The organism is Roseofilum reptotaenium CS-1145, from assembly GCF_028330985.1.
Taxonomy (GTDB): domain Bacteria; phylum Cyanobacteriota; class Cyanobacteriia; order Cyanobacteriales; family Desertifilaceae; genus Roseofilum; species Roseofilum reptotaenium.
The window spans coordinates 1-12,951 of the sequence record NZ_JAQMUE010000080.1; the positions used below are offsets into that span (position 1 = coordinate 1).

The following is a 12,951-nucleotide window of genomic DNA, read 5'->3' on the forward strand; positions in this document are numbered from 1 at the left end:
GGAGAAGTGTCGGAGATAGAATGGGCGTTAAATCTAGCCAGTCAAGCGAATATGACCCCCGAAGAATTTGAAATAGTAGATCGGCGGGGGATGATGCTGCAAGATGAAAGAGGAAGAATCACTTATGCCGAAGAAAAAGGAGGAAAACGATTAATTATGCGTTTACTTAAAAAACGTTTTGGAGAAATTCCAGACGAGATCAGCCGCCAAATTGAAAGCTTATCGATTGAAAACTTAGAAGATCTAGGAGAAGAAATTTTAGACTTCAAGGGTCTCGAAGATTTAGTGAACTGGCTAAAAGGTTTCTAATTTAAAGTTCCACATTAACACTAAAATAAAACCCATCATCCTGGGCATTATTTCCTCGGTCAGGTAGATCGATAAGGGGATAGCCATAATCTAAGCGGATATTCCATCCAGGAGCTACTTCCCAGAGTAATCCGACTCCCACACCCATTAAAAAGTTCTCAGAGGCTAAAACATTAGGATTGCCTTGGCTATTCCAAACTTGACCAAGATCGACAAAAGGAGCAACCATTAGAGTGGGTTGACCTTTGGTATCTCGTTGTATGGTAATTCGGTCTTCGATGGAGATTAAAAACCCATTATCTCCAGAACGGGCATTTTGTCGGTATCCTCGAACAGATTGACCGCCACCAATCACATATTGCCGTGAAGGAAGTAAGCTAGTTGTGGCCAGTTGTAGGTCTCCTCGAATGGTGAGTAAATGATGGTCTCCTAACCGTTGCAAGCGCTGTAAACTTAGGAGCCAACTAAAAAAACGGCTATCGGGAGTTGAGCCGGGATTCAGGGTTGCGCCAAAGGCATCAATTCCCAGATAAAATTGCGATCGCACTCCCAAAATTCCGTTCGCATCCCGACGCAAGTATTCCTGACCAAAGCGAATGGCGCTACTGCGGGTTCTTCCGCGATCATCTGGTCCCGATCCAAAGCCAAACGGAACATCCCCTAAAAACGTTTGCCCGCGATGGTGGGAAAATCCGAGAGAGAGGGCGAACTCTTGACGGGGAGAGCGGATCAGGGGTTGGCGATAGTCAAATTCATAGCGTTGGGTTTCGCCGCGAATTCCCAAATCTTGCAGTTGAATATTACTAATTTCATTATTATCGGGTAGAAATTGAATACTCAACGATCCATCCATGGCATTGATGGGGATACGGTAGGCAAACTCATAGCGACTGGTCTTGGCGTTGTTCGTGGTACGGTTATAACCAATGGTGGCGCGATCGCCTAAACCACTCAAATTTTGATATCCGACTCGAAACCCGATCCGCTCCGATCCCACACTTGCAGGTGAATAGTTATCTGTAAATAAATTAACGGTCAGCGGTTTTTTTAAGCTCACCCGCACCGTCAATTTGCTCTGACCAATACCCGATCCAGGTTGCAAACTTGCTTCTACACTCTCAAAAAGAGGATCGGTTTTGAGCAGTCTTAATTGATTTTCCAAGGAAGCACTATTTAACGGTACTCCCGCCATTCTGCGAATCCGACTGGTAATATAACTTGGATTTAAACGGCCTGCCCCTTCAACAACAATATCTTCTAAACGGCCTTCAATGACTTGAATTTCGATAACGCCATTGTCCACCACTTGATCGCCTAAAATTGCCCGACTATTAATATAACCCCCATTCAAGTAGAGTTCTGTAATTTTATCGGCCGCCTCCCTAAGCTGATCTAAAGTTTGGGACTTACCCTCATAATTGGCAACAATTTCCTTCAGTTGTTCCTGACTGAAAATCGTGCTTCCCGTTACTCGAATTTCGTTTACCTCAATGGGTTGAGTGCTTTGGGGAGTCTCCGTATTTTGCGAGAGGGGAGAACATTGGGGAGAAAGATCTATCTGTTCAGGAGCAGAGATCGCAGCACACAAGGTAGGATCGTCTAGAGGAGCAATCGGGGAAAAACTCCAAGAGAACGATTCAGGAGCAGAGATCGCCTCTAGGGGTTCAGGAACAAATTCAAACTCAGGGGAAATGGGGTCAGATCCAATTTCCAATGTATTAGGAGTCCTGGGGGAACTCGCCCAACTCGGAGCCATCAGGAACACTAAGGTACTCACAGATAGACTGGAAATAAATAAGGCACTCCTCACACTACAGACCTCATGAGATAGGGGTTGACGTTTGCGGTAGATTGCAGGCGATTTAGCAGTAATCCTAATAGATTAGGTTCTTGCAGAAATCAGGCAATAGGCACGAATAGCAATAGACAATAGTCATAAGAATAGAGGATTACTACATCACTATTCATATTCTGCCCACTTATGCAAGAGGTCTATTGAATTTCATTGGGATCAATGCCTAATTCCTGGAGTTTAGCCGCCAGAAGGGTTGCTCGATGCTCTGCTTCCTCCGCTCGTTGTTGCTCCTGCTCGGCTCGTTCGCGTTCCTGCTGTGCCTGCTCTTCTCCAGTGGGTAATAAATTTCCTTCTCTATCCCACCAGCGCAACCAGGGTAGATCGACATTTTGATACCGCCCTTGCCAAATCCCCAATTCTACACCCATTTCCGGAATGACAAAATGGCCGCGTGAGTTCGGTGAGAGTAATTGATAGCTTCCATTCACTAAATGATACACTTCTACATTGGACTTTGTGACTTCGTAAATTCCATAATAGGCTGGCTTAATGACTTGTTCATACACCCAAAATTTACCGAAAAGAGGAGTCCGATCGCGTTCTTCTGAAACATTTCCGCACACGAACTCCAAGGCAATTTGAGGGTGAATCAATTCTTTCCACAGAACATAGGAGCGACGCATTTGCCCATCTAGAGTAGCGGGTACATTAGCTACATAAAACCAATCGGGAGATTCGGCTCCTTTTTCGGGAGGATGGGTTAAGTGCCAGTAAATTCCACTATCTTGACCAATGCAATAATCACGTTCTGGATGAAGTTGGTCAAGAATTGGACGAATGGATTCCGTCAGTAAGATGCTTTGGGGGAGTTCTTGGAAATTTTTCACGAAGGAGCCATCCTCACAAGGCAGTTGAGTATGATCCGGGAGGAGATCGAAGTAGTCTTCCAAAATCGAGTTATCTTCACCAGGACCTTGAGTGCGATCGGGTAAGGGGGTAAAGCGTTCTGTAGAAGTCATAGCTCAGAGGTGCAGTTTTGTCGATCGCTTCTACCGTAGCGCAAACCTTAGAACTTATGCCAAGAAGAGAGGGTTGAAACCATGATATACTAACCCAAGAATATTAAAGTTTTATGTCGAATCTGGTTCTATTTTGGCATCGACGCGATTTAAGGGTTAGGGATAATTTAGGGTTAAGCTATGCCCAATCCAGAGCGAATCTTTTAGTGGGTTGTTTTTGCTTCGATCCACAAATTTTGCATAGGGATGATATTTCACCGATCCGCCTACATTATCTTTTAGGCTGTTTACAAGAGTTACAACAGCACTATCAACACCTTAAGCATCCGTTTCTGTTATTGCAAGGTCAACCGGAGCAGGTAATTCCTGATGTTGCTCGGGATTTAGGGGCGATCGCGGTGGTTTGGAATCGGGATGTGGAACCCTATAGTCAACTGCGCGATCGCCGAGTGACTGAAGGCTTAAACGAAAGAGGAATTGAGGTTAAAACAGTTTGGGATCAGCTTTTAGTGGCTCCAGAAGCGATTCACACACAAGCGGGAAATCCCTATACGGTTTATACTCCATTTTGGAAGAACTGGCAAGGACAAAAAAAGCTCAATCCAGTCTCCGATTTACAACCGGGAGAAGGGTTAACTCAATCCCAGAAAAAAGCGTTAGATCGGGTGGAGGTTATTGATTTTCCGAGTTTGAAAGATTGGGGATATTCCGAGCCAGAGAAGTTATTCATTACACCAGGAGAGCGTGCGGCTCAACGGCAATTGGAAGAATTTGCCGATCGCTCCCTGGAAACCTACGAGCAGCAACGCAATACTCCCAGTATAGACGGCACATCGAAGCTCAGTGCTGCCTTAAAATTGGGAGCGATCGGCATTCGCAGGATATGGCAAACGACTCAAGAGGCGATCGGCAAAGCTGCCAGCGATCGAACCCTTAAAAACATCCAAACTTGGCAACAAGAACTAGCCTGGCGAGAATTTTACCAGCATGTACTCTACCACTTTCCCGAACTCGCTGATGGGCCGTATCGATCGCCATTTAAATGCTTTCCTTGGGATAATAACCCCCAACAGTTCCAAGCTTGGTGTGAAGGAAAAACCGGCTATCCCATCGTCGATGCCGCCATGCGTCAACTGAACACAACTGGATGGATGCATAACCGGTGTCGGATGATTGTTGCCAGCTTTTTAACCAAGGATTTAATCATTAATTGGCAATGGGGAGAACAGTATTTTATGCAGCATCTCATCGATGGAGATTTAGCCGCCAATAACGGGGGATGGCAATGGAGCGCATCGAGTGGTATGGATGCCAAACCCTTACGAATTTTTAATCCTGCCACTCAAGCACAAAAGTTCGATCCAGAAGCCCAGTATATCCGCCAATGGTTACCGGAACTAAAGTCAGTTCAAACCAAAGATTTAGTAACGGGGAATATTCCCCCTTTAGTCCGTCAAGCTTGCAATTATCCCTTACCCATTGTCAACCACAATCAACAACAACGGGAATTTAAACAACGTTATCAACAAGTGAAAGAAAATTTATCGTCACGTGTTGAACTTTAGCGCTATGGCAGCTCAGAGCGCTAAAGTTCAATAACCAACCTCCTTAAATTCCACTATTCCAAAGATCGTGCATAAAATACATCTGTACCGGATCTAGCTTTCCTTGCTGAACTAAATAATTGAAGAAATAAAGGGTCGCTATGCGGACATCATCTTCACTAGCTTCTTGCTCTGGTGTAATATCGTGGTGAGTCATATGAGAAAGCGTGCGGTAATTTTCCTTCACCTTAGACAGATTTTTAATTTTGACTCCCAATTGATATAACTGCATAAACGCCAAAAATTCCACAATCGATTTACGGATTTTTGCTTCCACTTCCCCCGGATTCACAATTTTATTCTTCTCAATTTTACCATTCAGTCCTTCAATGATAAACTCTCGCACTTGACCACTGTAAACTCCGCGATCGTAGGCTAAAATAGCTTCTGAAATCTTGAGTCCATAGCGAGGTTTACGGAATCCAGGAATTCCCGGATCGGTCCGTTTATTAACCATATATCCAACGCGAAATGCAGCCACATTAGCGACTAGGTCGAGTTCAGATGCATCCGCTTCTAAAGCCTTATAAATGGTTGGGAATTTTCTGGAGCGAAAATCAAGAACGGCTTGGGCTAAATCGCCACTCCAAGAACTATGTTTAGCGGTCCAAGCGGTCGTAAAATTGAACCAACTGCCCAAACCCGGAAGTTGAATTTGATCGGACAAAGAAGCAATGAAATGGGCAAGATCTGTATTGTGAGCGCATAATGATATGGTGGTATCTAAGCGATTATCAATATATTCAACATCTGACAAAATTGCCCAACGGAATAGAGAACTTGTATAAGATTTGCGGGTATAGCGACGCAATTCATTGGCTATCTCATAGGGAGAAGCCTGAGGATATTGGATTTCCAAATGCTCCACAAAAGATAGCATTTGCAGGCGGTTGTATTCCAGAGAAGAGGTTAGAGTATTCATAGATGCAGACGTTGAATGATGGAAATAGATTATACTTGATCGTCCTGATGATGCAGAGAGTGTTCAACTCGACGGATAAATTTTTTCAGTTGAACAATTCTCTTGCGTTTTTTCCGTTGTTGCTCTAAGGGTTCAGACGGTGAGTGGAACGTTTTGGAATGACTCCAAGATCCTTCACCAGTATGGATAGCATGACGACGAGGACGAATCGTTGTGCCATAGCGGTTCGCCCAAACTTGAGTAAATTCTGCACCAATGAGTAAGATTTGCGCAGTAAAAAAGATCCATAATAGTAAAACCACAAATGAGCCAGCAGCTCCATAAAAGGATTTGACGCTACTGTGTCCCAAGTATAAACTAATTCCCCATTTCCCTAGGGTAAAGAGGATAGAGGTTAGGGTAGAACCCACCCAAACATCGGCCCAAGAAACTTTGGCATCGGGCAAGATTTTATAAATGGCTCCAAACAGAAGAGTAACAACAATAAAAGAAACCAAAAGTTCAGTCGATCGCCAAACATTAGCGGGGGTATCCATCCATTGATCCAGCCATTCACTCACGCCAGCTAGAACGGAACTAAAGACGAGGGAGACGAGCAGGAGAAACCCGATCGCGATGATCATTAAAACGGATAGAACTCTAGCCATGAGAAAATTCAAGAAGCCGCGTTCAGGTTTGGGGGTAACGCCCCAAATAATATTGAGGGCGACTTTGAGTTGAGCAAAGACCGTAGTTGCGCCAAAAAACAAAGTAGCGATCGCCACGACAGTCGCCATCAGACCCGACTGGGGTTGATAGCGTTCGCGAATCAAGGTTTGAATAGATTGAGCGGCTTCTGACCCAATAAACTGTTGCAGTTGAATCGCCAGTTGTTCTTGTGCGGCTTCTTTGCCGATCGCAAAGCTGGCTACGGCAACAGCAATAATCAGCGTGGGAGCTAAAGAAAACACCATATAATAGGCTAGGGCTGCTGCCAGGATGGGAACCCGGTCTTGCCGCCATTGCACAAAGGTTTCTTTGAGTAATCTCCAGATTGCGTAGAGTTTCACAGGACTGACGCAGAAAGAACTCGAGTACACTACTATAAAAGCTTATCTGTCCCTATCCGGCTAGTGTTTTAATTGCCTTGATTTTAGGGGAGCCGGGTGTAGAAATTTGTTAAAGTACGGCTGAGGTATGCAGCACAGACTCCAACAATGAGAGCAATAATTAAAAGACCATGGCAATGGGTGAGCTTGTCCCTAATCATCACGGTCTTGATTATGGGGTTGCAAGCTGTCAAACCAATACAGGCGAACCCTCCAAAAGCGATCGATGAAATTCGAGGCGTTTGGTTAACGAATGTCAGTAGTGCCGTTTTGTATAGTCCTTGGGGCATCGATCGGGCGATCGCCCAACTATCCCAACTCAATTTTAACACGATTTATCCGGTGGCCTGGAACCGAGGCGTAACGTTTTACCCCAGCGATACGGCCAAAGAAACGATTGGTCGCCAGCAAGATGTATTGCTCAATACCATCCGTTTTCGTCAGGATACCCTAGAAGAAATCATTACTCTGGGTCATGAGCAGGGAATGCGAGTAATTCCCTGGTTTGAGTATGGGTTTATGGCTCCCAAAAATTCTTTGTTGGCGAAACGCCATCCCAGTTGGTTAGCCCAAAGTCGGGATGGGCAAGCTTTGAATTACCATGGTAAATATGGTTTAGATTGGCTTAATCCTCTGCATCCAGAAGTCCAACAATTGTTGATCGATCTGATTGTAGAAGTCGTGACCCGTTATGATGTGGATGGCATCCAACTTGATGACCATTTTAGTTTACCGGTGGAATTAGGATACGATCCTTTTACCCTGTGGCTTTATCAACAGGAACATAACGGAGAGATTCCGCCAGAAAATTATCAAAATGAGGCATGGATGCGTTGGAGAGCCAATAAACTGACTGACGTGGTTAAGCGGATTCATGACCGGGTTAAAGAAATTAAGCCCGATTGTATTGTGTCCCTATCGCCTAATCCCCGCGCATTTGCGTATCGCAATTATCTACAAGATTGGCAAACTTGGGTCGAGGCGGGTTTAATTGATGAGTTGGTGATCCAAGTGTATCGGAGTGGGATGGACAGTTTTCTGCGAGATTTACCCGATCCGGTAATTCCGAAGTTACAGCAGAAGATTCCAGTGGCGATCGGTATTTCTACTGGAACAGTGAGAACACCTATCCCCTTAAATTTAATAGAACAACAAGTCAATGCAGTTCGCGATCGCGCTTTGGATGGCTTTTCATTCTTTTATTGGGAAAGTTTGTGGGGATATATTGCCCCAGAATCTCCCCAAGTTCGCCGTCGAGGACTCCAGGAGATTATTGCCAAAACTGAGTAATCTCCCCCATTTCCTGTTCCCTATTCCCTACCGCAAAGCGCTATAATTCCCCCATGATTGGATCGGGTTTTGGAATTCAATGGACAATCAATACCTTCATCGGATTTCTACTGAGTCTGTTGCTGATTGAAGTTGGCGAACGACCAGATCTGGGAATCGCAGAAGGATTCATTGGCGGCGCGATCGTTGGCCTGATGCAATTGATCGTGGTTCTACCCCACTTCAAACAGGCTCGCTGGTGGATGGTCATCAGTGCTCTCTGTTGGGGAATTATGGGCTGGAGTGACTTAGGGGCAATGGGTTGGATCGCCCCTAGAACCCTAGATATTTCTGTGCGCTTGCTCTATGGTCTTTGGGAAGGAGCTAAAGTGGGGTTTGTTCTGGGTGTGGGCCAATATATACTCCTTTCCCACGAAGTTCCCCAAGCCTGGCGTTGGATTATTGCCAGTACCATTGATTGGGCGATCGCCCTAGCCTGTGGTTGGGCACTTGGAGGTCTCCTCCGGCTTCAATTTCGTCTATTTCTTGGTGACGTAATCGGTTTAGGATGTGTCTGGTTAATTGTGGGAGGTTTAACCGGTTTTGCCCTCACTTTATTGTTGAATCGCCGCAAGTCTTGAAAGAAGTTTTAAACTTTCTTATAATTAGGAAATAGGGATATCTAACATAACAAAAACTAAGCGATCGCACTCATAAGAGCAAGGAGTTAATCATGGCACGCGGACAAATGCGCCTCAGAAAACGTTCAATGGCCCCCTCTCAAACTCAGAAGAAAAAGGGCGCTCTGCAAGCCAAATCTAACTCCATGTCACAGAACGGCGAGGATCAGAATATGGCCATAAGCAAAGATTCGCCGCTAGCGCGTAGCGGCAATATTTTAAAACGAATGATTGAGCGAGACCAGCAGCAAGGGCAAGGAGAAACCACCCAAGACACTCAACCTAAGACCCCTTTAGCCATACAAGCCAAATTAGAAATTGGCGACCCCCAAGACTCCCAAGAACACCAAGCCGATAATGTAGCTCGCCAAGTCGTGCGTTCAATTGGCCAAACTCAACGCCCTCGTCAGAGCCTGCAACGGCAAGTCGTGAATTTCTGGAACGGACCCAGCATTCAAAGAGACGGCTCAGGAATCGTCAGTGGAGCCGCTTCACCCGCATTTGAATCGAAACTTCAGAGAGCAAGAGGAGGAGGACAACCCTTACCCCCTAACTTCAGGTCTCAGGTAGAACCCGTGATGGGGGCAGACTTTAGTGGAGTCAGAGTCCATACCGATACTCAGTCCAATACCTTAAACCAGACCATTCAAGCCAAAGCCTTCACTACCGGACAAGATGTATTTTTTAAGAGTGGAGCATATAACCCAGGCAGTCAGGGAGGACAGGAGTTAATTGCCCATGAATTAACCCATGTTATGCAGCAAGGAGGAGCAAAGCCACAAACAGCTCAACGCAAACCAGCAAAACGTTCCCAGTCGCCTGAGAAACTCCAGACTCGTGTCGGAACCTCAAGCTCTCCAATTGTGCAACGTTATGCTGATTTTACATCCCGGCTTAACGGACTCGAACCAGCACCCAAAAATGACGTAGATCCCGATAGTGCAAAACGAACTGCATTCACAGCATTACAGGGGTATCTTGGAAGTCAGAATGGGGCGATTGTCGTTAAGGGGAGCAACGATAGAGAGGCTTGGGCTACTGAAAAGATAATCGAATCTTCTAATGAACAACTAGAGGCTGGCGGATCTTTTGTTATGCTCAAACAAGGAAGTGTATTCTCTAAGCAAAATCATTTAAATACAGCCTACAATCAAGAGCTACCCGATCTTTACAAGCTAAAACCCGTATGGAACCCACGAGAAGAGGCTCAAAGTAAGGAGAACGTACACTATCGCGCCCAGCAACAGAACTTGGGGAACCCAGTACCTTCACCCGAGGAAGAACGCAAGATGAAAGAGCAACAGCAACGCCAACGGCAAGGGCAACGGCGTGCTCCAGCTCCAGCTCCAGCTCCGATTCCTAATCAAGATGGCTCAGATGTAGCTCCGATTCCTCAAGCTCCGATTCCTCAAGCTCCGCCGATTCTTAATCAAGATGGCTCAGATGTAGCTCCGATTCCTCAAGCTCCGATTCCTCAAGCTCCGATTCCTAAGCAACAAGAAATACGTCATGTAGAGCTTGATGGGCAGCAGCTAGTCAAGCCTGTACTCGACCTATGGAAAGATTGCCGCAAATCCTCTGGTGCTGTAATGGGATCTCAACTAGAGAGAGAAATACGATATGACTTGGGCACAAGGATAAAGAAATTCAAGAATGAGATGCCGAGCGATATGCTTACCCAGATCAATTTTGATTTGCTTACGGAATGGTTCAAAACACATCCACCGAATCAGGAAGAGGCTAAAACGCTCGTCAGGCGTCTGATGCCCCCAGATAAACCTTTGGACGAAACGAACGTACAGGAGATGGCTGATTATAATAAGAGGCTGAAAAAATGGCAGAAGAGGAATAAAAACAACATCTCGGCTGATGATGCCTATTTCGGGCTAGATGATCAAGACGAATTCAATAAGCAGTACGGTCTCGGTAAGTATGCTCTCCCTGATGTAGGAGAAGGCTACGTTATTATATCTGGGCAAAGAGCAACAGATTTTGACGTACACCACAAACATAAAAATCTAGGTAAGGGCCACATCTTTCCTTATCACTGGGGAGGAGTTGTGGCACAAGATGGTAATGATAGATTAACTTTAGAGGCAGCATCTGAGGGAGACGAACACTCCATAAAAGAGGGTTGGACATTTGAGCTTTATGGTACGGAAGAGGGTCAATCGTTTCACGAGAAACATGGTGCCACCGGAAGGTATGGTAACCTGCATCAAACTCTCCGAGTATACAAGCCAACAGAGAAGAAGAAACCGAACCAGTTAGAAGCTCCAGTAATGGGAGGAGGTGGATTTGCACCTATGGCACCTCTGCCTGGAAATGAGAATAATGGTAATGATAAAGCTCCTCTTCCCCCTCCTCTACCTCAATTTGCTCCCATGCCTCCTAATAAAAACGATCTGGAGTAATTGAAGGGGGACTTTGTAAATTGGATCGTATGGGTAAGGGTCATTAGTATTTTGAATTAAGACTAATATACCCTTGCCTTTTCGTTGCAGAAAATAGTTATTTTGACCGTGAATGAGTTCATGCAACCTAACCGTGCTAAATCTAGGATTTTAGAAACTCATCAGCGCTTCTCTCAATCCTTGCTGTGGCGGTTTCAACGCGAGTTTTTTAACCAAGAGGGGGTGAAAGCATGGAATACAGGAAAAGTGCCCCACTATGTCACGAGCAACCCCTTTATCGCTAATGCTTATGGAAAAGTGGTCATGAGTTTCCTGCGTGACTGCGTGCAACATCCCCAAGATCAAATTGACTTTAGTCAACCGGTCTATATTGTAGAGTTAGGGTCTGGATCGGGTCGATTTGCCTATCACTTTCTGAAGCAATTTTTTACGTCCCATTTCAACTCGGCACTGCGCGCAATTCCAGTCAAATATATTATGACGGATTTAGCCGAGCCAAACCTAGAGTTCTGGGATACTCACCCTTCATTACAGGCATTTACCAAAAAAGGATTGCTCGATTTTGCCCGATTTGATATTGAAGGAGATGTAACAGTTAGCCTACGGCATTCTGGAGCGGTTTTGTCTTCAGAAACGCTGAAAAATCCTCTGATTGTTGTTGCGAATTATTTCTTTGATAGCATTCCTCAAGATCTATTCTCGATCCGAGAGGGGAAACTGTACGAAACATTGCTAACGGTTACTGCACCTGAAGCGAATCGAGATCTGAAGGATACTCCTTTACTGGAAAATCTGGATATTACTTACGAAGATGCAGCAATTGATGCCGATCGCTATTACGAGAATCCGGTGTTTAACCAAATTTTACAGGATTACCAAACTTATTTAGGGGATACCACGCTCTTATTTCCCTCTGTGGGTTTGAAGGGGATAGAGAACTTGCGGAAACTGACGGGAGATCGCCTACTTCTGCTCTCTGGTGATAAAGGCTACGGTAGCGAACAAGAGTTGCAGAAACGACCCAGACCGAAACTCTCCTTTCATCAAGGTTGCTTTTCGTTGATGGTGAACTATCCGGCGATCGCCAGATATACGGAATACGAAGGGGGTATGGCTCTGCTTCCCCATCATAAATCCCGCAGTATTGTGATTGGTGCGTTTCTATTTGCACCAGAGATCGAGTGTTTTCTCGAAACGTCCCATGCCTATCAAACGGCGATCGAAGAATCGAGTCCCGATGACTTTTTTATCCTCAAAAAGGCGATCGCACCCCATTTTAATGTCCTCACTCTAGAGCAAATCCTGACTTATTTGCGCTTCAGTCATTGGGACAGTAAGCTCTTTTTCGGCTGCTTTGATACTCTCATGCGAAAAGTTGAAAGCGCCTCGGAGGTCTTACTCCAAGAGCTAACCCGTGCCATTCACCAGATCTGGGAAACCTACTATTTTATTGGCGAACCGGAAGACTTACCCTTCCATTGCGCCATGTTGCTGTATAAAATAGGAGCCTACGAGCGGGCGATCTCCTTTCTCCAATACTCCCTCTGCTTCTACGGTGAAGATCCAGGGATGTATCATAATCAAGCCCAATGTTACTGCAAACTGCAACAGTGGAATAGGGCATTAGAGGTACTCGATAAAGCCTTGGCACTGCATCCAGAATTTACAGCAGCACAAGAATTAAAACAACAAATAGAAGGCAATATCTTGAGAAAAAAGTAAAAATTGCGCCATCTACACTCAGCAGAATGATAACCTAGGATTAACGTCATTTTAAAGTTAGGTTGCTTCAATAATAGAGCGCGATCGAACAATTGGTTGGGTGCTGACTAGGCTGAACTGTTCTTAAAC

The 12,951-nt window shown here is 45.2% G+C and carries 10 protein-coding genes; 6 read left to right on the plus strand and 4 right to left on the minus strand.

Annotation, left to right across the window (positions count from 1 at the left end; translation table 11 throughout):
- Positions 1 to 309, plus strand: a 309-nt coding sequence (locus PN466_RS15995) for a DUF4351 domain-containing protein (RefSeq protein WP_271940894.1), incomplete at its 5' end; no start/stop codon positions are given.
- A gap of 1 nt (position 310) precedes the next feature.
- Here the strand turns inward: PN466_RS15995 and PN466_RS16000 are convergent.
- Together PN466_RS16000 and PN466_RS16005 are read right to left on the minus strand one after the other, a co-directional pair.
- Entirely contained in the window at positions 311 to 2,119 is a 1,809-nt protein-coding gene (locus PN466_RS16000; RefSeq protein ID WP_271940896.1) for a ShlB/FhaC/HecB family hemolysin secretion/activation protein, read from the minus strand.
- 182 nt (positions 2,120 to 2,301) lie between these two features.
- The gene (locus PN466_RS16005) at positions 2,302 to 3,123 is read right to left on the minus strand and encodes a Uma2 family endonuclease (protein WP_271940898.1); all 822 of its coding nucleotides are present in this window, start codon (positions 3,121 to 3,123) and stop codon (positions 2,302 to 2,304) included.
- Between the two features lie 113 nt (positions 3,124 to 3,236).
- On the opposite strand from PN466_RS16005, the gene PN466_RS16010 reads away from it, so the two are divergent.
- Complete coding sequence (locus PN466_RS16010; protein ID WP_271940901.1) at positions 3,237 to 4,688, plus strand: FAD-binding domain-containing protein; 1,452 nt, start codon at positions 3,237 to 3,239, stop codon at positions 4,686 to 4,688.
- 43 nt (positions 4,689 to 4,731) lie between these two features.
- Here the strand turns inward: PN466_RS16010 and PN466_RS16015 are convergent, their stop codons facing one another.
- Both PN466_RS16015 and PN466_RS16020 read right to left on the minus strand, forming a co-directional pair.
- The gene (locus tag PN466_RS16015; RefSeq protein ID WP_271940904.1) at positions 4,732 to 5,649 is read right to left on the minus strand and encodes a hypothetical protein; all 918 of its coding nucleotides are present in this window, start codon (positions 5,647 to 5,649) and stop codon (positions 4,732 to 4,734) included.
- A gap of 29 nt (positions 5,650 to 5,678) precedes the next feature.
- The gene (locus PN466_RS16020; protein WP_271940907.1) at positions 5,679 to 6,698 is read right to left on the minus strand and encodes a YihY/virulence factor BrkB family protein; all 1,020 of its coding nucleotides are present in this window, start codon (positions 6,696 to 6,698) and stop codon (positions 5,679 to 5,681) included.
- A 147-nt stretch (positions 6,699 to 6,845) separates the two neighbouring features.
- Between PN466_RS16020 and PN466_RS16025 the strand changes: the two genes are divergently transcribed.
- From PN466_RS16025 to PN466_RS16040, 4 genes are all read left to right on the plus strand, one after another.
- Positions 6,846 to 8,027: a glycoside hydrolase family 10 protein gene (locus PN466_RS16025; protein WP_271940910.1), complete on the plus strand. Its 1,182-nt coding sequence runs from the start codon at positions 6,846 to 6,848 to the stop codon at positions 8,025 to 8,027.
- Positions 8,028 to 8,080: 53 nt separating this feature from the next.
- Entirely contained in the window at positions 8,081 to 8,647 is a 567-nt protein-coding gene (locus tag PN466_RS16030; protein WP_271940913.1) for a hypothetical protein, read from the plus strand.
- Positions 8,648 to 8,739: 92 nt separating this feature from the next.
- Complete coding sequence (locus PN466_RS16035; protein WP_271940915.1) at positions 8,740 to 11,100, plus strand: eCIS core domain-containing protein; 2,361 nt, start codon at positions 8,740 to 8,742, stop codon at positions 11,098 to 11,100.
- A gap of 120 nt (positions 11,101 to 11,220) precedes the next feature.
- Positions 11,221 to 12,822, plus strand: coding sequence for a tetratricopeptide repeat protein (locus PN466_RS16040; protein WP_271940917.1), 1,602 nt, complete (start codon positions 11,221 to 11,223; stop codon positions 12,820 to 12,822).
- Positions 12,823 to 12,951 lie beyond the last annotated feature (129 nt).